General features: G+C 50.4%; 17 protein-coding genes and 1 tRNA gene. 11 read left to right on the forward strand and 7 right to left on the reverse strand.

What is annotated here, in order from left to right:
* Positions 1-193 precede the first annotated feature (193 nt).
* Both xseA and F7D20_RS00895 read right to left on the reverse strand, forming a co-directional pair.
* Entirely contained in the window at positions 194-1,492 is a 1,299-nt protein-coding gene (gene xseA / locus F7D20_RS00890) for an exodeoxyribonuclease VII large subunit (protein ID WP_158462388.1), read from the reverse strand.
* A 24-nt stretch (positions 1,493-1,516) separates the two neighbouring features.
* Complete coding sequence (locus F7D20_RS00895; RefSeq protein ID WP_158462389.1) at positions 1,517-2,923, reverse strand: S8 family peptidase; 1,407 nt, start codon at positions 2,921-2,923, stop codon at positions 1,517-1,519.
* Between the two features lie 156 nt (positions 2,924-3,079).
* Between F7D20_RS00895 and F7D20_RS00900 the strand changes: the two genes are divergently transcribed.
* Genes F7D20_RS00900 through F7D20_RS00920 form a run of 5 tightly spaced genes read left to right on the forward strand, consistent with a single transcriptional unit; the run spans position 3,080 to position 7,678 of the window.
* Complete coding sequence (locus tag F7D20_RS00900) at positions 3,080-4,459, forward strand: MATE family efflux transporter (protein WP_158462390.1); 1,380 nt, start codon at positions 3,080-3,082, stop codon at positions 4,457-4,459.
* A gap of 39 nt (positions 4,460-4,498) precedes the next feature.
* A complete protein-coding gene (locus F7D20_RS00905; RefSeq protein WP_158462391.1) occupies positions 4,499-5,116 on the forward strand; it encodes an AAA family ATPase in 618 nt (205 codons plus the stop codon).
* Positions 5,117-5,120: 4 nt separating this feature from the next.
* A complete protein-coding gene (gene purT, locus F7D20_RS00910; protein ID WP_158462392.1) occupies positions 5,121-6,302 on the forward strand; it encodes a formate-dependent phosphoribosylglycinamide formyltransferase in 1,182 nt (393 codons plus the stop codon).
* Positions 6,303-6,305: 3 nt separating this feature from the next.
* Positions 6,306-6,716, forward strand: a complete 411-nt coding sequence (locus tag F7D20_RS00915; RefSeq protein WP_158462393.1) for a sugar 3,4-ketoisomerase — start codon at positions 6,306-6,308, stop codon at positions 6,714-6,716.
* Between the two features lie 23 nt (positions 6,717-6,739).
* Positions 6,740-7,678, forward strand: coding sequence for a GNAT family N-acetyltransferase (locus F7D20_RS00920; RefSeq protein ID WP_158462497.1), 939 nt, complete (start codon positions 6,740-6,742; stop codon positions 7,676-7,678).
* A gap of 120 nt (positions 7,679-7,798) precedes the next feature.
* Here the strand turns inward: F7D20_RS00920 and F7D20_RS00925 are convergent, their stop codons facing one another.
* The 3 genes from F7D20_RS00925 to F7D20_RS00935 are packed head-to-tail and all read right to left on the reverse strand — an operon-like array spanning position 7,799 to position 10,480.
* A complete protein-coding gene (locus tag F7D20_RS00925; RefSeq protein WP_158462394.1) occupies positions 7,799-8,377 on the reverse strand; it encodes a LutC/YkgG family protein in 579 nt (192 codons plus the stop codon).
* Between the two features lies 1 nt (position 8,378).
* Positions 8,379-9,746: a lactate utilization protein B gene (locus F7D20_RS00930; protein WP_158462395.1), complete on the reverse strand. Its 1,368-nt coding sequence runs from the start codon at positions 9,744-9,746 to the stop codon at positions 8,379-8,381.
* Positions 9,743-10,480, reverse strand: coding sequence for a (Fe-S)-binding protein (locus F7D20_RS00935; protein ID WP_022252285.1), 738 nt, complete (start codon positions 10,478-10,480; stop codon positions 9,743-9,745). Before F7D20_RS00935 ends, F7D20_RS00930 begins: the two co-directional genes overlap by 4 nt.
* A gap of 268 nt (positions 10,481-10,748) precedes the next feature.
* Between F7D20_RS00935 and carB the strand changes: the two genes are divergently transcribed.
* The 6 genes from carB to F7D20_RS00965 all read left to right on the forward strand — a co-directional run bounded on the left by carB (position 10,749) and on the right by F7D20_RS00965 (position 21,872).
* The gene (carB, locus tag F7D20_RS00940) at positions 10,749-13,979 is read left to right on the forward strand and encodes a carbamoyl-phosphate synthase (glutamine-hydrolyzing) large subunit (protein ID WP_158462499.1); all 3,231 of its coding nucleotides are present in this window, start codon (positions 10,749-10,751) and stop codon (positions 13,977-13,979) included.
* A 244-nt stretch (positions 13,980-14,223) separates the two neighbouring features.
* The gene (locus tag F7D20_RS00945) at positions 14,224-16,299 is read left to right on the forward strand and encodes a DNA topoisomerase 3 (protein ID WP_158462396.1); all 2,076 of its coding nucleotides are present in this window, start codon (positions 14,224-14,226) and stop codon (positions 16,297-16,299) included.
* A gap of 82 nt (positions 16,300-16,381) precedes the next feature.
* Positions 16,382-18,451 (forward strand): OmpA family protein, encoded by a 2,070-nt coding sequence (locus F7D20_RS00950; RefSeq protein WP_158462397.1) that lies wholly within the window; start codon positions 16,382-16,384, stop codon positions 18,449-18,451.
* 22 nt (positions 18,452-18,473) lie between these two features.
* Positions 18,474-19,964, forward strand: a complete 1,491-nt coding sequence (locus F7D20_RS00955) for a methyltransferase RsmF C-terminal domain-like protein (RefSeq protein ID WP_158462398.1) — start codon at positions 18,474-18,476, stop codon at positions 19,962-19,964.
* Complete coding sequence (locus F7D20_RS00960; RefSeq protein WP_228114061.1) at positions 19,907-20,599, forward strand: dihydrofolate reductase; 693 nt, start codon at positions 19,907-19,909, stop codon at positions 20,597-20,599. Before F7D20_RS00955 ends, F7D20_RS00960 begins: the two co-directional genes overlap by 58 nt.
* A complete protein-coding gene (locus F7D20_RS00965; RefSeq protein WP_158462399.1) occupies positions 20,574-21,872 on the forward strand; it encodes an NCS2 family permease in 1,299 nt (432 codons plus the stop codon). Before F7D20_RS00960 ends, F7D20_RS00965 begins: the two co-directional genes overlap by 26 nt.
* A 60-nt stretch (positions 21,873-21,932) precedes the next feature.
* Here the strand turns inward: F7D20_RS00965 and F7D20_RS00970 are convergent, their stop codons facing one another.
* A complete protein-coding gene (locus F7D20_RS00970; protein WP_158462400.1) occupies positions 21,933-22,598 on the reverse strand; it encodes a B3/B4 domain-containing protein in 666 nt (221 codons plus the stop codon).
* A gap of 129 nt (positions 22,599-22,727) precedes the next feature.
* Positions 22,728-22,803 (reverse strand) — tRNA-His (locus F7D20_RS00975).
* Positions 22,804-22,891 lie beyond the last annotated feature (88 nt).

Consider the following 22,891-nt stretch of genomic DNA (forward strand, 5'->3'; position numbering starts at 1 on the left):
TATAAAGCTGTTTACCTTACAGGGCGCCTTGTTGATTGCCATTATACCCAGGGCGTTGCCCTGGGCTAAGAGCTTCTGCCCTTTCAGGGCGTATAGGGAAATTCCTATTACCTAAGGGCGTATAGGGAATTCATTCCTATTGCCTAAGGGCGTGCTGAGAATTCATTTCTATTGCCTCAAGGCGTATGGGGAATTATTCCACTTTCGACTTGACGGTGCCTTCGGCGAATCTCGTAATGATAACGTCACCAGAAGTCAACAGCGAAGCCGAGCGAACACTCTTGCCGTTCCGCAGTGTGATACTGTATCCGCGCTTCAAGAGCAGCTCCGGGTCCTGTGACCTGATGCGCTGTTCCAGCATCTGCAGGCGATGACTCTCACTCATCATCTTCCTTTCGAGGACAGGCTGCACATTCTGCGAGATAATCTCCAACTTGCGTTGCGCATCAGCCACCTTAGACAGCACTTGCTGCGAGAGACGGTTCATCAGGCGGTCGATATATGCACCCTGACGGGTCTTCACCAACGAGAACTGCACAGGAATACTTTTGTTCAGACGGTCAAGCCGCATCTTCTCCACTTGCAAGCGGTGCTTCACGTTTTGCACAATCGTTTCCTGTGCCTCCATCACCCTGACATACACATCCGTGAGGTGCTGAACCAGAAAGGCGGCAGCCGCCGTCGGCGTCTTCACCTTCTGGAAGGAGATCATGTCGAGAACACTCTCGTCTCGCTCATGTCCTATACCTGTGATTATCGGCAAGGGGAAGTTGGCCACATTCTCTGCCAATGCCAGGGTGTCGAAGCCAGAGAGATCGCTGGTGGCACCACCGCCACGGATGATGACCACACAATCCCAATCCTCATATTCAGCATCAATACGATTGAGGGCAGCGATGACACTTTGCTCTACGCCCTCGCCCTGCATAGTGGCAGCAAAAAGGCCCGTCTTGAACTGCAAGCCATAATCGTTGCCGGCAAGTTGATTGCAGAAATCGCCATAACCGGCAGCCGTGGCACTCGACACTACCGCAATGCGCTGGCAGAACATCGGGAGAGCCAGTTCCTTCTGCAAATCAAAGACACCTTCTTCTTTCAGCGTCCGGATGATTTCCTGTCGCTTGCGAGCCATATCTCCCATCGTATAGTTGGGGTCTATGTCGTCGACGATCCATGAGAAGCCATAGTTCTCGTGGAACTGGGCATGCACCTTGAGAAGGACCTTCATTCCGGCATGAAGTCTTTGCCCTGTAACCTGCTCAAACTGCGGGCGTATGCTTATCCAGCGGTTACGCCAGCAGGCAGCATGAGCCTTGGCTATGGGTGTATTGGAGCGTTCTTCCTTTTCTATCAGTTCCATGTAGCAATGACCTCCATACCCCTCGCGCACCTCCGACAGTTCCGCCTCTACCCAATAACTGTCGGGCAGAGTCATCGAAAGTGCATCACGAACCATCGAGTTCAATTCATAGAGAGATAATCTTTGCTTCATACTCTTATATTTTCATCACCGTTCCTACTTAATCGCTTTCCCTGTCAGGTAAGCTTTCCAGAAGTCGGGCACACCATATCCATAGATATTATCGGGATGCTGCTGATTATTGCCAGCCAACCTGACGAGTTTGATGATCTGTCGGGCAGATTTGTGCGGGAAAGCCTGCCACAGGCAAGCCACCATGCCAGCCACGAGGGGCGAGGAGAAAGACGTGCCATTGTCGTTGATGATGCTTCCACGTCCTGTTATGACAGAGGTAGGACTTCCCATCGCCATCACATCAGGCTTGATGCGTCCGTCGGCAGTAGGACCTACAGCACTGAAGGGAGCATTGACACCTTGCGGATTGACACTTCCCACAGTGATAATATCCTTGGCATCGGCAGGAAAGTTGATGCGTTTCCAGGTTCCCATACCGTCATTGCCAGCCGAATTGACGCAGACAATACCTTTGTCAGCCAACATAGAGGCAGTATGCGAGATGAGCGCCGTCTGTCCGTCCTGCTCGGCATAACGATGACTCATAGAGGCATCATCGAAATCATGATATCCCAAAGAAGAATTGATGACGTCTACCCCCACACTGTCGGCATATTCGGCAGCCTCGGCCCAGTAGTCTTCCTCGGCAAGACTCTCCGTACGCTCGTCCTCGCAGCGCACCAACAGATAGGAGGCCTCGGGAGCCACACCTATATAATAATTAGGCACATTGGCAGCCATGACAGAAAGCACCATCGTGCCGTGCTCCATCTCCGAGAAGATATTATCCGAGGGAGGAACCACAAAATCCTTCAGTCCTGCCAACCGGATGCCATGAAAAGCCGGAATCTTGTCGACATTCATAAAGCCCCCGTCGAAGACAGCTATCATCATGCCCTTGCCGCGAAACCCACTGTCGTGCAGTCGCTTGCCACCCAGAGAAGAGATCTGCGCATCGGCAGAACCATAAGTCTCGCCATTACTCTCCCAGGGACTCAGCTCCTTACGGAAGGAGGTTCGTTTGCGCTGGCTCACCGAGTCGGGCGAGGCAAAGACCTTTACCTTGCGCGTGATAAAGGGCAGTTCCTGCAGTCGCCTGAGCTGCTTCTCCTTATGAACACGCACCAGCAAGGTGTTGTTCCACTTGCTCCTCCCCACTATCTCAACCCCGGCTTGGCGTACAGCCTCCACATAGGCAGGAGCTATAGGCAGGTCGGTAAGGTCGACAGCCAGCTTCTGTCGCTTGCGTCTTTCTATCGAGCGTGAAGAGAGAAACTCCTCAGGTCTGTCGATCGAGAAGGGGTTATGTTCGAGGTCTTTGTCCTGCAGATAGATGCGGTACATCAGGCACTTGCCACCCGGGAAAGACACCAGGTTGGTGTCAGCCACGCGGGCAGGAGCCAGAATGCTGCATGCCGCCAACAGGAATATAAGTACAACTTGTTTCATTTGCTCCGAAAAAGGTTTTAGTCACAAGATGCAAAAGTAAGTTTTTCTTGCGACATAACCAAACGAAAAGCCATATTTTTGTCCATTTGTCACCATCGAGGCAACTTTTTCGGACAGAACGGACAAGGTATCAATATTTTTTTGTAATTTTGCCACATGGAAAATAAGCAAGCAACATTAGAATTAGGTACGAAGCCGGTGGGCAAGCTGCTCATTCAGTACGCCCTGCCAGCAATGATTGCAATGACCGCCTCCTCGCTCTACAACATTGTTGACCGTGTATTCATCGGTCAGGGTGTGGGAGCCATGGCCATCTCGGGTCTCGCCATCACCTTCCCTTTCATGAACCTCACCACCGCCTTCGGAGCCGGTGTTGGCGTGGGAGCGTCCACAGCCATCAGCGTGAAGTTGGGACAAAAAGATTATGCCACAGCACAGAACATTTTAGGTAACACGATTTCTCTGAACCTCGTCATCGGTATCGGATTGAGCATCATCTGTCTGCTCTTCCTCGACCCTATCCTGAGATTCTTCGGAGCCAGCGACCAGACGCTCATCTATGCCCACGAGTATATGGTCATCATCCTGCTGGGAAATGTGGTGAGCCACATGTATTTCGGCATGAACGGCCTGCTCCGGGCTGCGAGCAAGCCCAAGCAGGCGATGTACGCCACCATCTTCACGGTGGTGATGAACGTGATACTCGATGCCCTCTTCATCCTCGGTTTCAAATGGGGAATACAGGGTGCCGCCATCGCCACCATCCTATCGCAGCTGATGGCGCTGATGTGGCAGATCAAGCTCTTCAGCAACAAGAGCGAGCTGCTCCACTTCAAGAAAGGAATCTACAAGCTGAAGAGAAAACTCGTGGAAAAAATCATTGCCATCGGCATTTCGCCTTTCCTGATGAACGTGTGCGCCTGCATCATCGTCATCTTCATCAACAACCAGTTAGTGCGATTTGGAGGCGACCTCTCGGTGGGAGCCTACGGAATAGCCAACGGTATTTCGATGGTGTTCATCATGTTCGTTTTAGGCGTCAACCAGGGAATGCAGCCTATTGCAGGCTACAACTATGGTGCCCAGAAGATAGACCGACTGATGCGTGTACTGAACCTGAGCATCATTGCTGCCACCGCCATCATGGTGACGGGATGGCTGATAGCGATGTTCCTGCCTTACTACTGCGCAAGACTCTTTACTACGGATAAAACGCTGTTAGACCTGGGCATCAAGGCTATCAGAGTGGTGATGTGCTGCTTCCCGATCATCGGGTTCCAGATGGTCATCACGAACTTCTTCCAATGTATCGGAAAGGTGAAGATCAGCATCTTCCTCTCCTTGTCGAGACAGTTGCTCATTCTTCTGCCGCTCCTGTCTTTCCTGCCGATGATCTGGGATATTGACGGCGTATGGTACAGTATGCCTATCTCCGACTTCTCAGCCGCAGTCATCGCCGCAATCGTGATGTTGTGGTACATGAACAAGTTGAAGAAACAACATAGAGAAAACATGAAAGTTAATGTTAATGAATAACGGTTGAGGTTAACAGTTAACAGCTAAAATTTTAGACTTATGAATAAGATTATCATAAACGTAGGTCGCCAGATAGGAAGCGGTGGCCATATCATCGCAGAGAAGTTGGCAGAGGACTTCGGTTGTAAGTGCTACGATCGAGAGCTCTTAAATCTTGCAGCCAAGGAGAGCGGTTTTTCAGAGAAGTTTTTCGAACAGAACGATGAACAGAAGGGCTTCTTCAAGTCGATTTTCCATACACATCTACCATTCTTGAGCGACAACAACTTTTATCATAACGACTTCTCACAAGAAGGCTTGTATAAATTTCAGAGCGATGCCATCAAGAAGGCTGCCGACCAGGGCAACTGCGTTTTCGTAGGCAGAACCGCCGATTATGTGCTGCGTGACTACAAGAATGTGATCAATATCTTCATCACCGCCAACATCGACGACCGCATCGAAGCTGTAAGCAAACGCAAGGGCATCACAGCCGAAGCAGCACGCAAGTTTATAGAAAGTCATGAAGAGCAACGCGCCTCTTACTACGACTATTACACTGGTAAGAGATGGGGGCACAGCGAGAGCTACGACCTCTGCATCAATAGTAGCCTCTTAGGGTTGGAGGAAACCGAGAAGTTTATCGCCGAATTTATCAGAAAGAAATTTAACTTATAATATAATGAAGAAGATTATGCTTTTGGGCTCAGGCGAACTGGGCAAAGAGTTTACCATCGCCGCAAAGCGCGCAGGACAGTACGTCATCGCTTGCGACAAGTATGACAATGCACCAGCCATGCAGGTAGCCGACGAGCGAGAAGTGTTCTCAATGCTTGATGGCGACGCATTGACCGCTGTGGTAGAGAAACATCACCCAGACATCATCGTGCCTGAGATTGAAGCCATCCGCACCGAGCGACTCTTCGACTTCGAGAAAGAGGGCATTCAGGTTGTGCCTTCAGCACGCGCCGTCAACTACACCATGAACCGCCGTGCCATCCGCGACCTGGCAGCCAAGGAACTGGGACTGCGCACAGCCAAGTATTTCTATGCCAAGACCTTCGAGGAGTTTAAGAACGCAGCCGACGAGATCGGCTTCCCATGCGTAGTGAAGCCACTGATGAGTTCCAGCGGTCACGGACAAAGCTATGTTCACAACGACGACGAGCTGGTAGAAGCATACAAGGAAGCCATGGAGGAAGGCCGTGGCGACGTCAAGGAAGTGATCATCGAAGAATTCATCGACTTCGATTCTGAGTTCACGCTCCTCACCGTCACACAGAAAGACGGCCCTACCCTCTTCTGCCCACCTATCGGCCACGTACAGAAAGGCGGCGATTATCGTGAGAGTTGGCAGCCCTTCCAGCTTCCAGAGGAAGCCCTGAAGAAGGCTCAGCACATAGCAGCCGAAGTCACCAAGGCCCTTACTGGTGCCGGACTTTGGGGCGTAGAATTCTTCCTGAGCAAGCAGGGCGAAGTCATCTTCTCAGAGCTGAGTCCACGTCCTCACGACACTGGTATGGTGACCCTGGGTCACACCACCAACCTGAGCGAGTTTGAGCTTCACTTCCGTGCAGTGATGGGCTTACCCATCGCCGGCATCCATCTCGAGCACATCGGCTGTTCAGCCGTCATCCTCTCACCAGAAGAGAGCACCGAGCCATTACACTATAACATGATGGATGCCCTGAAGGAAGACCACACCTGCATCCGCATCTTCGGCAAGCCAGAGGCTCACGTAGGCCGCCGCATGGGAGTCGTTCTCTGCTACGGCGAGAAGGGCGACGACCTGAATGCCCTGCGCGACAAGGCAAAGCGTCTGGCTAAGACCGTACTCGGCACAGACCCATACATGAAGAAATAAGACATGAAAGAATTAGGAAGAATCATCACATTACCCAAGATATTCGACCCAAGAGGCAACCTGACAGTGGCAGAGGGAGAGACTAACATTCCCTTTGCCATTGCCCGTGCCTACTGGACCTACGACGTTCCGGGCGGAGAAAGCCGTGGGGGCCATGCCCACAAGGAATGTCAGGAATTCATCATTGCAGCCAACGGTTCCTTCTCCGTCACGCTCGATGACGGAGAGCAAAAGAAGACCTATCATCTCAACCATCCTTGGGAAGGCTTGTTCGTAGATGTCAATATCTGGCGGACACTGGATGATTTCTCTTCCGGCTCCCTTTGCCTGGTACTTGCCTCCAAAAAGTTTAAGGAAGAAGACTATATACGCGAATATGACGAATATCTCAAATATGTAAGACATCATATTTGATACTACTCAATACACAAGACATCATGTTTGAAATCATCAAATACGCACCCGAATTTCGCCAGCAATGGGATGAGTATGTGGCAAAAGCCCGAAACGCTACGTTTCTCTTTTACCGCAACTATATGGATTACCATTCCGACCGGTTCAAGGACTATTCTCTCCTATTCTTCAAGAAGGGAAAGCTTCATTCCATCCTGCCAGCCCATCAGGTAGGCAAGACCCTCTGCTCACATTTCGGACTCACCTATGGCGGACTGATCATGAACATCCACGTCACGATTTCAGATGTCTGCCAACTCTTTGAGGAACTGAATGTCTATCTGCGCCTTCAGGGTTTCGAGAAGGTACAGTATCGTCCTATTCCCTGGATCTATCATCTCCATCCTTCAGAAGAAGATCTCTATGCCATCTTCTGGAAATGCAAGGCCTATCTTTCGCTCCGCAATATCGGCACAACCATCTTCATGCAGCAGAAATTGCGCTGGCGCAAAGACCATCTACGCCGTCTGAAGAAGGCTCATCAGAATGGAGTGACCGTAGTGAGAGATGCAAGTCTGTCGGAATTCTGGGAGGTTTTGGATGAGAACCTGGAAAAGCGATTTGGAGCCAAACCGGTACACACGCTTCAGGAAATGGAACTTCTGAAAAGTCGATTCCCCGAGAATATCATCCAATACAATGCTTATCGCAACGGGCACATCATAGGAGGCCTCACCTTTTATATTACCCAGCAAGTAATACACGGACAATATAGTTCTACCAACGATGAGGGAAAGGAATTCGGAGCCATGGAGGCTATCTACGAGCAGATTATGTATCATGATTACCCCGATTATCCATACCTGGATTTCGGCAGTTCTACAGAACAGCAAGGAGCATGGATTAACGAAGGTCTTATTGCCCACAAGGAAGGATACGGAGGAAGAGGCGTGGTTTATGACACCTATGAATGGACAGTATAAAGAGAAATCCCGAAGTTCACACGATAGTGAGCTTCGGGATTTTTGTTATGTGAGTTAACAGCCGTTTTTTGCATACTTGCCAGCAATTATACCTTATTTATAAATGCAGTATTCTGTCTTTTACAAGAGTATAACCGTCACACCTCGTGCAGCCTGTGCTCCCATGACGAGAGCCTGCTCTATATCGGCAGTCTTTGAAGGACCGCTGATAAATGTGCCGAAGTTGTACTTCGGATCCATTTCGATACGGGCATAAGCCTCATGCATATTGTTCACCACCTTATCTTTCTCCAAGATGATGACGAGATACTCGGAGATGAAAAGCACGGCCTTCTCCTTCATCGTCTGTGGAATCCATACGCAGCCGTTCTCTGCCACGCCCAATGCTCCACGAACTATTCCCACATCCGTGCCATTCAGATCGTTGGCCTCTGCCACCGTATCGGGGTTCTTCTGAGCTATCGTTATCTCTGGAAGATGAGAGGCGAAAACCTTTGCCTCAGGATATGCTCTCTTCACCAGTTCGTCAAGGCTCTCGCCTTCCTTGGCCTCTATCACGTGTCCTCCCACTGACTCTGTCATCTCAACGAACTGTCTCAAAGTATCCTCGTATTGGATGCCCTTCACTTCCACGGCAGGCATATCGAATTGAACGTGCGTATTCTTACGCAGTTTGTTCAGCAATTCTTCTTTTTTCATTTTACTTCCCCTCCTTCCATAATTGATGAAACGATTTCTTCGCAAACTTGGGCATGGCGTGTCCGATGCCCCATGCATTCAGACGGCTGAAGTGTGTACAGCACTCTGGCACAAGATTGGCAAGGGGTGCAAACTTCAGGGCCGTGGTATAGAGCGAAGGATGATCGAAGAGATACTTCATTCCGTTGGACATAGCTTTCTTGATGGGGTCGGCCTTGCCCAGCTTCTCCAGATTCTGACGCCATAAATAGATCTGCGAGCCTGGTCCTACCTTGGAAGGACAGACATTGTCGCATGACAGGCACAGGGTGCAGGCTGATACGTTGTCGGCATACTGCTGTGGATTCTTCAGCATGCCCAGGTTTACACCGACAGGGCCGGGGATGAAATAGGTGTAACTGTATCCTCCCGAACGGCGATAGACGGGGCAGGTATTCATACAGGCGCCACAACGCATGCACTTCAGCGTCTGCCAGTGGTCCTTGTCGGCAAGGATGTCGCTTCTGCCATTGTCTACCAGCACCACGTGCATCTCGGCGCCCGGACGGGCCTGACGGAAATGAGAGGTATAAGTGGTGGTGGGCTGACCTGTACCGCAACGACAAAGCAGGCGCTGGAACACGGCCAAAGACTGATAGTCGGGAACCAACTTCTCTATACCCATTGCCACGATGTGGAGCTTGGGCATGGAGGTTGTCATGTCGGCATTGCCCTCGTTGGTGCATACCACACAGTCGCCTGTGGCTGCCACACCAAAGTTGCAGCCTGTCATTCCGGCTCCTGCCTCCATAAACTGGTCGCGGAGATGATGACGGGCGCAGCGGGTCAGGTATGTCGGGTCGTAGTTGCCTGTTTCCTTGGAGATGCCTTTCTCCTCAAACATTCTTCCCACTTCCTCACGCTTCAGGTGGATGGCGGGCATCACGATGTGGCTGGGCTTTTGGTGCAGCAACTGTATGATGCGCTCTCCCAGGTCGGTTTCCACCACATCAATGCCATGCTGTTCGAGGTAAGGATTCATCTCGCATTCCTCGGTAAGCATCGACTTCGACTTCACCATCTTTTTCACGTTGTGATCCTTGAGGATACCGAGCACTATCTCGTTGAACTCCAGTGCATCCTTTGCCCAGTGCACCTTGACACCACGGCTCTCCAGATTCTTGGAGAACATATCGAGGTAATCGGCCAGATGGGTGATGGTATGTTTCTTGATTTCTGACGCATGCTCGCGAAGGTCTTCCCATTCGGGCAACTGCTGCGCCATGTTGTCTCTCTTCTGGCGCACCGACCAGAAGGTGTTGTCGTGCCAGGTGGTCTTCTCTACGTCCTGCGTAAACTTCGCAGCTCTCTTGGAATGTTCTGTACTCATAGTCCTGCAGATAGTATTTGTACAACATGAATAAACTTGATGGGCATCTTCTCTTTCTTGGCAATGCCTGCCATGTGCATGAGGCACGAAGAGTCGGGACCGGTCACATACTCGGCACCTGTAGCCATGTGGCGACGAATCTTGTCCTCGCCCATTCGTGTGGACACGGCAGGCTCCTCAATGGAGAACATGCCGCCGAAACCACAGCACTCATCCTTGCGCTCGGGCTCGTGGATGGTGATTCCTTCAACCATCTGCAACAGGTCGATGATCTTGTTGAAAGGAGCTACATGCTGCTCTGAGGGGGAGGAAAGTCCCAACTCCCTCACGCCATGGCAACTGTTGTGTACACTCACCACATGGGCAAACTTGCCCGGCACGTGGTCGACCTTGAGCACATCGTGCAGAAACTCCACAATGTCCATAATCTTTTTTGAAGCCACGCAGTCGTGCTTGCCCTCCAAAATCTTAGGGTAATAAACTCTCACATAGGCTGCACACGAGGCTGAAGGTGCCACGATGTAGTCATAATCTTTGAAGATATCATCGAAGGTTTCTATCACCTTCATAGACTTGTCCTGAAAGCCAGCATTTGCCATCGGCTGACCACAACAGGTTTGTCTTTCTGGATATCCCACTTCAAGCCCATAATGTCTGAGCAACTTGTATGTAGCCACACCCGCTTCTGGATAAAGCGCATCTACATAGCAAGGGACGAATAATCCGACTTTCATTGTTGTATAAGAATCTTTTTGCTATAAATTTTATGTCTTGTATATTTTCTGTAACGTTTGCAAAAGTAATAAAAATATCACAAACTCAAAACATTCTTAAAAGAAAAATATTTTTATTGATATTATTTAATAGGCAAAGAAATTTGCAGAAGTCAAAAAAATGATGTAACTTTGCATCCAGAAATAGTGTATTTGACCTAAACAACCCAAATACAACCCTAAGCATTAGATACAATTCAAGAACAAACTTATAGTTATAAAAATAATGATGAAGAAACAGCTTAAGAAAGTCCTCGTACTGGGTTCCGGTGCTTTGAAAATCGGCCAGGCAGGTGAGTTTGACTATTCCGGTTCGCAAGCCCTCAAGGCTTTGCGTGAGGAGGGTATCAGTTCCATCCTCATCAATCCCAATGTTGCAACGATTCAGACAAGTGAAGGTATCGCAGACAAGGTTTATTTCTTGCCAGTGACACCTTTTTTTGTAACTGAAATCATCAAGAAGGAGCGCCCCGACGGCATCATGCTCGCATGGGGTGGACAGACTGGCCTCAACGTGGGTACAGAACTCTATCTTAGCGGTGTGCTCAAGGAATACGGTGTGCAGGTTCTCGGCACATCGGTAGAAGCTATCATGAACACCGAAGACCGCGACCTCTTCGTGAAGGAGCTCAACAAGGTTGACCTCAAGGTGCCGGTAAGCCACGCCTGCGAGAACATGGAAGAGGCTGTCGACGCTGCCCGCAAGATAGGCTATCCTATCATGATTCGTTCGGCTTATGCCCTTGGCGGTCTCGGCTCTGGTGTCTGCAAGACTGAGGAGGAGTTCAAGGAGATTGCTGAGTCGGCCTTTACTTTCGCTCCTCAGGTGCTCGTAGAGGAGAGCCTGAAGGGATGGAAGGAGATTGAGTTTGAGTGCATCCGCGATGCCAACGACCGTTGCTTCACCGTTGCCTCTATGGAGAATTTCGACCCATTGGGCATTCACACGGGCGAGTCTATCGTTGTGGCTCCTACCTGTTCGCTTACCGATGAGCAGGTGAAGATGCTGCAGGACATTGCCGTGAAGTGCGTGCGCCATCTGCAGATTGTTGGCGAGTGCAACATCCAGTATGCCTTCAATGCCGAGACCAACGACTATCGCATCATCGAGATCAATGCCCGTCTGAGCCGTTCGTCTGCTCTTGCCTCTAAGGCTACCGGTTATCCGCTCGCCTTTGTGGCTGCCAAGATTGCCCTTGGCTATACACTCGACCAGATAGGTGAGATGGGAACTTCCAACTCGGCCTATGTGGCTCCTTCACTCGACTATATGATCTGTAAGATTCCCCGTTGGGACCTTACCAAGTTTGCCGGTGTAAGCCGCAAGATCGGTTCTTCGATGAAGTCGGTAGGTGAAATCATGTCTATCGGCCGCTCTTTCGAGGAGATGCTCCAGAAGGGTCTGCGCATGATCGGTCAGGGAATGCACGGTTTCGTAGGCAACGACCACACCAAGTTCGACAACCTGGACGAGGAGCTTTCCAATCCTACCGACCTCCGTATCTTCGCCATCGCCCAGGCTCTGGAGGAAGGCTACACCATCGAGCGCATCGAGGAGTTGACCAAGATCGACCCTTGGTTCATCGAGCGCATGAAGAATATTGTAGACTACAAGCACAAGCTTTCTGAATACAACACTTTGGAGGAAATTCCTGCCGAGATTTTGCGCGAAGCCAAGGTTTTGGGTTTCTCTGACTTCCAGATAGGCCGCTTCGTACTGAAGACACAGGACACCAATATGGAGAAGGAGGTTCTCGCTGTTCGTGCCCAGCGCAAGAAGCTGAACATCCTGCCTGCCGTGAAGCGCATCCCTACTGTGGCCAGCGAGCATCCCGACCTGACCAACTATCTCTACATGACTTACGCCGTAGAGGGTTACGACATCAACTACTACAAGAACGAGAAATCGGTCATCGTACTGGGTTCGGGTGCTTACCGCATCGGTTCGTCCGTAGAGTTCGACTGGTGTTCGGTCAATGCCATCAACACAGCCCGCAAGCTGGGCTACAAGTCTATCATGATCAACTACAACCCCGAGACCGTGTCTACCGACTACGATATGTGCGACCGTCTCTACTTCGATGAGCTTTCGTTCGAGCGTGTTCTCGATGTCATCGACCTGGAGTCACCACGTGGTGTGATTGTATCTGTAGGTGGTCAGATTCCTAACAACCTGGCTATGAAGCTCCATCGCCAGTCTGTGCCAATCCTCGGTACATCTCCTGTGAACATCGACCGTGCCGAGAACCGCGGTAAGTTCTCTGCCATGCTCGACAAGTTGGGCATCGACCAGCCTAAGTGGAGCGCCCTCACCTCGATGGAGGATGTTCAGAAGTTCATCGACGAGGTAGGCTATCCTGTGCTCGTTCGTCCATCATATGTTCTTTCTGGCGCAGCCATGAACGTTTGCCACGACGATGATGAGTTGCGTCGCTTCCTCGAGGCTGCTTCTGAGGTTTCCAAGGAGTACCCTGTGGTTATCTCTCAGTTTATGACAGAGACCAACGAGATAGAGTTCGACGGTGTGGCTCAGAACGGCGAGGTAGTAGAGTACGGTATCTCAGAGCACGTAGAGTATGCGGGTGTTCACTCCGGCGACGCTACGATGACCTTCCCTGCTCAGCAGATTTCCTTCGCCACAGCCCGTCAGATCAAGAAGATCTCACGTGCCATTGCCAAGGAGCTCAACATCTCTGGTCCTTTCAATATCCAGTATCTGGCCAAGGGTCGCGACGTGAAGGTGATCGAGTGCAACCTGCGTGCTTCCCGCTCTTTCCCATTCGTAAGCAAGGTATTGAAGCGCAACTTCATCGAGACAGCTACACGCATCATGCTCGATGCTCCTTACCAGAAGCCAGACAAGTCGGCTTTCGATATCGACCGCATGGGTGTGAAGGCTTCACAGTTCTCATTCGCCCGTTTGCAGAACGCGGACCCAGTACTTGGCGTCGACATGAGTTCTACAGGTGAGGTAGGCTGTATGGGCGACACCTTCGAGGAGGCTTTGCTCAACTCGCTGATTGCCACAGGCTACAAGATTCCTTCAAAGGAGAAGGGCATCATGATTTCGAGCGGCGGCACCAAGGAGAAGGCTTCCATGCTCGATGCCGCCCAGGCTCTGGTAAAGAACGGCTACACCGTTTATGCCAGCGAGGGAACTGCCAAGTTCCTCAACGACAATCATGTGAAGGCTATTGCCGTGGCTTGGCCCGACGAGGATCACAAGGACATGCCTAACGTCATGGAAATGATTGCCGACCACAAGTTCGACCTCATCGTGAACATTCCTAAAAACCATACCAAGCGAGAGCTTACCAATGGTTACAGAATCCGTCGCGGTGCCATCGACCACAACATTCCATTGATGACCAACGCACGCTTAGCCTCTGCTTTCATCGAGGCTTTCTGCACACTCTCGCAGGACGACCTGCAGATTAAGAGTTGGCAGGAGTACGAGTAATCTCGTTGTTTTTTTAGGCACGGATTACACGGATTTATACGAGATGATTATCGCTTTGCTTTTATTAGCACCATAATTCCGTGTAATCCTTGTAATCCGTGCCTTTTCTATATCCTAAAAAACTTATGCCTCCCCCTCCAAGCCTTACGGGGCTTTTTTATTCTCTGCCATGAGAAAAAGGAGCTGAAATGATGCCTTTCTCATTATTTTGTTGTACCTTTGCAAACAGAAATAAGAATAAAGAATGATAGTTTGTATAGCAGAGAAACCCAGTGTTGCCAAAGACATAGCCCGCATCATAGGCGCAAACTCGGCACACGACGGATATATGGAAGGTAACGGATACCAAGTAACCTGGACCTTCGGCCACTTGTGTGAGCTGAAGGAACCCGACGACTATACCCCCATGTGGAAAAGATGGAGCCTTTCGGCCCTGCCCATGATTCCACAAAGATTCGGCATCAAGCTCATCAATGACGAAGGCATCAAGCGACAGTTTGGTACCATAGAGCGACTGATGCAGGCGGCCGACAGCATCATCAACTGTGGTGACGCCGGACAGGAAGGTGAGCTCATACAGAGATGGGTGATGCAGAAAGCACAGGCCAAATGTCCCGTAAAGCGACTCTGGATTTCATCAATGACCGATGAAGCCATCCGACAGGGATTTCAGGAACTGAAAGACCAGAGTGAGTATCAGCCGCTCTACCTTGCCGGACTCTCACGTGCCATAGGCGACTGGATACTCGGAATGAACGCCACACGTCTATACACCCTGAAATACGGACAGAACAGACAGGTGCTCAGCATAGGACGTGTGCAGACTCCCACCCTTGCACTCATCGTGAACCGACAGAAAGAAATCGACAACTTCGAGCCAGAACCCTACTGGGTGCTTGCCACCATCTATCGCGACACACAGTTTACTGCCACAAGCGGTAAATTCACCAGCAAGGAGGAAGGCGAGAAAGCATTCAGCACCATCGCCGGAAAGCCCTTCACCGTGACTGCTGTCACCAAGAAGAAAGGCACCGAGGCGCCACCTCACCTCTACGACCTCACATCGCTGCAGGTGGACTGCAACAAGAAGTTCAGCTATTCTGCCGACATGACGCTCAAGCTCATACAGAGCCTCTACGAGAAGAAATTTACTACCTATCCTCGTGTGGACACCCAGTTTCTTACCGACGACATCTACCCCAAATGTCCTCAGATTCTCAATGGTGTGAGTCAGGCAAAAATCAACAGCCAGCAGAAATACCTGCCCCTGATACAGCTACTGGCAGCAACAGGAAAGAAACTGCCCAAGAGCAAAAAGGTGTTCGACAACAGCAAAGTGACCGACCACCATGCCATCATCCCTACAGGAGTGCCACCCTCGGGACTTACAGATATGGAAGCCAATGTGTACGACCTCATTGCCAAGCGCTTCATCAGTATCTTTTATCCTGACTGCAAGTTCTCTACCACAACCGTTCTGGGCGAAGTAATCGGCGAGACTGACGGTAAAGAACAGAAGGTGGAATTCAAAGTGAGCGGCAAGGAAATACTCGAACCAGGCTGGAGAGATGTATATGCCAAGGAGTCAAACAACAAAAACACCGACGAGGAGGAGACTGACGGCAACAACAGCAAGAAGGAAAACGTAGAAGAACGCACCCTGCCTGCATTCGTGAAGGGAGAGAGCGGTGACCACAAGCCTACACTCACGGAGAAGTGGACCACACCGCCCAAATACTACACCGAAGCCTCGCTGCTCAGAGCCATGGAGACGGCTGGAAAGTTTGTGGAAGACGAAGAACTGCGCGCTGCCCTGAAGGAGAACGGAATAGGCAGACCTTCATCGCGTGCCGGCATCATCGAAACCCTCTTCAAGCGACACTACATAAGGCGACAGCGAAAAAACCTCGTTGCCACACCTACGGGTATCGAACTCATCGACACCATCAACGAGGAACTGCTGAAAAGCTGCGAGCTGACAGGTATCTGGGAGAAGAAGTTGCGCGACATAGAGCACAAGACCTACGACCCTGCCGACTTCATCAACGGACTGAAGGAACAGATCAACCAGATTGTGAAAGACGTGCTGTCGGACAACAGCGCACGCCACGTCACCATAACCACCGAGGAAGACCTCAAGAAAAAGCCTGCAGCCAAGAAAACAACGGCAAGAAAGCCTTCGGCAGCTTCAAAGACTTCAATAGTAGGCAAGCCCTGCCCACTGTGTGGAAAGGGAACCATCATCAAGGGAAAGACAGCCTACGGATGCAGCAACTGGAAGGAAGGATGCCAGTACAGACTGCCATTCGACAAGATGTAAATCTCTGAGGTTTCGCATGTACGGAAGTTGAGTAAATCTCTGGTAAGAAAAAATAATTCACCCCTTTTTACGTTATCCTAATATGAAACATATTAGACGGAACACAATGCTCTTGCTCATCAGCAGCCTCCTGCTGATGAGCTGTGGAGCAGACAAGTATATGAAGAAAGGCGAGAAGTTTCTCGCCTTAGGCGAATACTACGATGCCGCCGACCAGTTCAAGCAGGCTTACACACGTACGCCAGCCAAGGAGCGCGACACCCGTGGAAAACGGGCTCTGAAGATGGCTCAATGCTACCAGCGCATCAATGCCACACCCAAAGCCATAGCTGCCTATCGAAACGCCATACGCTACAACCAGGCATCGAAGGAAGACCAACTGGCCTATGCCCGACAGTTGCTCAAGAATGGCGACTACCGACAGGCTGAGAAGGTGTTCCTGATGCTCAAAGACTCCATGCCTGGAAACCAGCTCGTTGCCAACGGACTGAAGTCGGCACAGATGGCACCCGAATGGAAGAAGCAGGGAAGCCGATACATCGTAAAACGCATGGATGTCTTCAACTCACGACGCCACGACTATTCGCCCGTACTCTTCGGCGATGACTACGACCAACTTTATTTTACCTCGACACGCAACGAGGCGCTGGGAGACGAACTGAGTGGAATCACAGGCACCAAGGCTGGCGACATCTTCCTCTCAGAAAAAGACGACCGAGGGAAATGGAGCAAACCCGAGGCCATAGGCACCGGACTGAACACCGACTATGATGAGGGAGCCTGCTGCTTTACGCCCGATGGCAGGGAAATGTATCTCACCCAGTGTGTCACCGACCCCTCATCGCCACGTTATGCACAGATAGCCACCTCACCACGTTCGGATGCGGCTTGGGGAAAAGCCACGATGCTGGAAGTGACGAAAGACACACTGAGCAGCTATGCCCATCCTGCCATCTCGCCCGATGGAGAATGGCTCTACTTCGTTTCCGACATGCCTGGAGGAATGGGCGGACTCGACATCTGGCGCGTCAGACTTACGGCTGCCGGACTGGGAGGAGTAGAGAACCTTGGCGAACCTGTCAACACTCCTGGCGACGAGATGTTTCCTACCTTCCGCCCCAATGGCGACCTGTACTTCAGCAGCAACGGACATCCCGGACTGGGCGGACTCGACATCTACATAGCCAAAGTAGATGCCAAGACCCGCCAATACAAGATAGAACATCCTGGTTATCCACTCAACTCAGAGGGCGACGACTTCGGAATGACCTTCGAGGGGCCTCACAACCGAGGCTTCTTCTCGTCCAACCGTAAAGACGGACGCGGATACGACCATATCTACTCGTTCGAGAACCCCGAAATCGTTACCACCATCAAGGGATGGGTTTACGAGATGGGCGGTTATGAGCTTACTGCCGCACAGGTAATGGTGGTGGGCAACGACGGAACCTACAAGAAACTGCCTGTCAAGGGCGACGGCTCTTTCACTCTTCCCATCAAGCCTCATGTGGACTATCTGCTGATGGCATCGTGCAAGGGATTCCTCAATCACAAGGAAGAACTGCGTGTCGACACCGCCAAAGAGAGCAAGGAATATGTGCTGCAGTTCCCCTTGGCTTCTATCACAGCCCCGGTTCTTATCGACAACATCTTCTACGATTTCGACAAAGCCACCCTTACACCTGCCAGCACCAAGGCTCTCGACGAGCTCACAGCGCTGCTCAAGGAGAACCCTAATGTAACCATTGAGTTGGGAGCCCATTGCGACTATAAGGGAAGTGCCGAATACAATCAACGCCTCTCGCAACGAAGGGCTCAGGCTGTAGTCGACTATCTCATCGCCCACGGCATAGCCAAAGACAGGCTCACGCCAAGAGGTTACGGATGGGAAAAGCCGAAGACAGTACGCAAGAAGATGACCGAGAAATATCCATGGCTCAAGGAAGGCGACGTGCTCACCACCGAGTTTATCACCAAGCAGACCAAAGAGCATCAGGAAATATGCAACCAGCTGAACCGACGCACCGAGTTTATCGTGCTGCGTACTACCTACGGACTCTTCGACGAGAAGGGAAATCTGAAGAATCCGCCTCAGCCCAAACAAAAGAAAGAAAACAAAAACGCAGAAGACGTCTTCGACATCGACTTCTGACAATAAGCAATAACACTACATCATGACCAAGATATTACCAGAAGAGTTTATACAGCAAACCCAGGAACTGATGGGTGAGGAAATGTTTGCGCAACTTTCCGACGCCATCTGTCATTCAGAGCCGCCAACAAGTATCAGACTCAATCGGTTCAAAGCGCCACAGGGAACGCATCTTGCCGACAATAGCAACACGGATGCTGAAGCCGAAGTGAAGACACATAATGAGTCGGAAAAAACAGCTGCCTCTATTGTGCCCTGGTGTCCCGACTATGGCAGATACCTTACAGAAAGGCCCAACTTCACCTTCGACCCACTCTTCCATGCCGGTCTGTATTATGCCCAGGAAGCCTCTTCCATGTTTGTCGACCTCGTGGTAAGACAACTCATTCACGAGCCTGTTGTCATGCTCGACCTTTGTGCTGCACCTGGCGGAAAGTCTACAGCCGTGCGTAATGTCCTTCCCGACGGCAGTCTGCTCTTCAGCAATGAACCCATGCGCACACGAGCACAGATTCTCGCAGAGAACATGCAGAAGTTCGGACACCCCGACGTTATCGTTACCAATAACTACCCCAAGGATTTCCAGAAGGCTGGCGTTCTCTTTGATGTCATCCTCGCTGATGTGCCCTGTTCGGGAGAAGGCATGTTCCGCAAAGACGACGGGGCAATAAGCGAATGGAGCATTGACAATGTAAACAACTGCAGTTCTCTGCAACGCAGCATCATCGAGGACATTTGGCCCTGCCTCAAACCTGGCGGACTGCTTATCTACTCTACCTGCACCTTCAACAAACTCGAGGACGAGTTGAACGCAGCCCACATCATCTACATGAAGGGAGCAGAACCTGTAGAACTCGATATTGACGAGGCGTGGGGCATCACGGGCAATCTGACTCACCACAATTTCCCTGTATATCGTTTTCTGCCTGGCAAGACACGCGGCGAAGGACTCTTCCTCACCGTCATGCGAAAGAACGAGGATGCAGAGACACTCGATATCAAATCCGACAGATATAACAAGAGCAGAAAAAAAATAAAGGGAAAAAGCAGGGGCAACTCACCCTATTTACACATCCCCCAGGACTGGATCAATCATCCAGAATCCTATCAGGGCGCACGCATAGGCGATCATCTGTACGCCATATCGGAGTCATGGAGCAACATCTTTGACAGCGCATCTCCCAACCTCAAAGTTCTGCACGCTGGCATCGAGATAGGAACCATTAAAGCCTCACTCATCCCTGCACAAAGTCTGGCGCTGTCTATCGACTTGTCACGCCAAACTTTTCCACAGGTAGAACTCAATTATACCGATACCTTGCGCTATCTGCGCAAAGAGGCTGTCAATCTGCCTGAAGGCACACCGCGCGGCTATGTGCTCGTCACCTATCGTGGAATTCCTTTAGGCTGGGAGAAGAACATCGGCAACCGTGCCAACAATCTCTACCCACAAGAATGGAAGATAAAGAGCAGCCACGTACCCGAAACCGACAAGCCTGTCATCACATGGTAAAACAGCAAGAAATAAGCCTCATCGCCTGCATTGCCCAGAATGGCGCCATCGGTTTTTACAACCATCTGCTCTACCCTATCAGGCAGGACATGCAGCGATTCAAGACGCTCACCACGGGACATACCGTCATCATGGGCAGGATGACTTATCTGTCGTTGCCCAACGGACCTTTGCCCAACAGGCGCAACATCATCGTCTCCAAGACAATGAGGAAGGAACAGAGTGCAGAGATGACATCTGCGAATGAAGCAGAATCAAAAAACAGAGAATTGTCTCATGCATCAGCACTTCAATACGAGGTGTGCCGCAGTTTGGAAGAAGCCCTTTCCCGATGCCGCGACCAAGGCGAGAAAGAAGTGTTCGTCATCGGCGGAGCCATGCTCTATCGGTCAGCCCTCAGTCTTGCCACTCGTCTGTACCTCACCATCGTAGAAGATACGCCACAACAGGCAGATGCCTTCTTTCCTCTCACAGCCAACGAGGTGGAATGCTTAAACCAAGCAGGATGGAAGAAAGTGAAGGAGGAGACACATAACGAAGGCAAACTCACATTCCGATTTGTGGACTTAGAGAAATGTTTGAAAAACGTAAAAATAAAAACAACAAATCATGCTGAAAAAATTATTCGGTTTTGACCCAGCTCAAAACAAGTTGAAAACAGAGATCGCGGCAGGTATTACCACCTTCCTCACCATGGCCTACATCCTCGCCGTAAACCCCAACATCTTCAGTAGTCTTGCCTCTCAGGGCATGGATACACACGCAGTATTCACCGCCACAGTACTGGCTGCTGTAGTAGGAACACTCATCATGGCAATATATGCCAAGAAACCTTTCGGACTGGCTCCCGGCATGGGACTGAACGCCTTCTTCGTCTTCACCGTGTGCCTCACCATGGGCTATCCCTGGCAAATGGCGCTCACGGCAGTACTTATCGAGGGTTTCATCTTTATCATCCTGTCAGCAACAGGCATTCGTTCGCTGATGGTTGATGCCATTCCTGCCTCTCTGAAACGTGCCATTGGTGCAGGTATCGGCCTCTTTATCGCCTTCATAGGTCTGAAGAATGCAGGCATCGTAGCTGCCAATGCCGCCACTCTTGTGACGATAGGAAAAATAACAGAAGGCTCAGCCCTGTTGGGTGCCATAGGCATCGTCATCACCAGTGTGCTTGTCATCAAGAAAGTACCTGGAAGTCTGCTTATCGGCATCATCGCCACCACGCTGATTGGTATTCCTATGGGCATTACGAAGATTACGGGTCTGATAGACATTCCTCCTTCGATTACCCCTATTTTCTGTCAGTTTGACTTCTCCCGCATTTTCTCTATCGACATGGTAATCATTGTGCTGACATTTCTCTTTATCGATATGTTCGACACTATGGGCACCCTGGTTGGCGTATGTACCAAGGCTGGCATGATGAGCCCAGACGGCAAGATACATGGACTGAACAAGGCTTTCATGGCTGATGCTGTGGCAACAGTGACAGGAGCCTGCTTCGGAACCAGTACCACCACTACATACGTGGAGAGTGCATCAGGCGTAGCCCAGGGCGGTAGGACAGGTCTCACGGCTTTTGTCACAGCAGTCTGCTTCCTGATAGCATTGTTCTTCGCTCCCCTGTTCCTGTCAGTTCCTGCTGCCGCTACCACTCCTGTGCTCGTCATCGTGGGCTTGTTTATGATGTCGCCCATCAAGGATATCAATATGAACGACTATGCCGAGTCGATTCCTGCCTTCATCACCATCGTGATGATGCCGCTCACATATAGCATTTCCGACGGAATCCTGTGCGGTATGATCAGTTATGTACTTATCAACGCACTGTGTGGAAGCTTCAAGAAGTTGAGCATCACCATGTGGGTATTGGCGATTTTATTCGTACTGAAGTATATTTTCATTTAAAGAAGTTAGAGAAGTTAGAGAAGTTAAATTCTCTAACTTCCCTATTTGCGAAAGTTGCCGTTACTTATATATGAAATAAGAACCTCCATCGCTCTTACAGTATTTTTTGAGCAACGACTGTATGTATTCGGCATTGGCACGCACCTGTTGCTCGTTTCCATCATAGCCATTAATAAGCACCACAAGATGAGAAGTGTCTGACATCATCTTGGTGCGCTCATTGTCGCTGGTTGGCGTTCCAACGCCTCCCAAACTGTCTCTGTATACAGGCAGTCCCTCAATATTGATGTTTCCTCTTCCTATTCCCTCATAAGGTTCACCGGCCTTGCCAACGCCCAGTGTTAGTCTATCGCCCTCAAACTTGTCGGCATCAAATCCTCCGATGCTGTAACCGAATGCGATGCTGGCAAGGTTGACCAGGTCGACGAGCGTGTCTCTCTGATAGAGTTGTTTGCCCTGAAGCATTCTCCTGATGAGCGCCTCGGAAGCAGGACGATAGCGCGAAGGATCTTTTCCGCAGGCACGATAAACCTTCCTTGTGGCGGCAATGCCACTCATTTCCTTCAGCGACTCTGTAGTCAGCGTGTCTCTGTATTTCTCGCCAAGGGCGTTAATCTCGTCCCACAGTTCCTGGCAATAAGACGAGTTCTGTACATTGGCTTCCACACAAGCCCCTACGAATTTGGGGCAAACTGTTTCTATCTCTTCTGATACGATAATTTTCATTTGCTGTATGTTTTAGTTGAAGATTCCATTGCTGTTGCAAAAATACAAAACTTTTCTGACAGTAGACGAAGGTATCAGGTATAAAAAACAAGAATCCCTGCAAATCTTACGATTTACAGGGTTTATCTTGGGTGGAAGGTGGGACTCGAACCCACGACATTCAGAACCACAATCTGACGCTCTAACCAACTGAACTACATCCACCATTTGGCTTTAAAAAGAGTTATTTCTTTTAAGCGAGTGCAAAGGTACGGAATTTATTTGGAATAACCAAACAAATTCCGCATTTTTTT

It is taken from the genome of Segatella copri (assembly GCF_009495355.1).
GTDB lineage: Bacteria > Bacteroidota > Bacteroidia > Bacteroidales > Bacteroidaceae > Prevotella.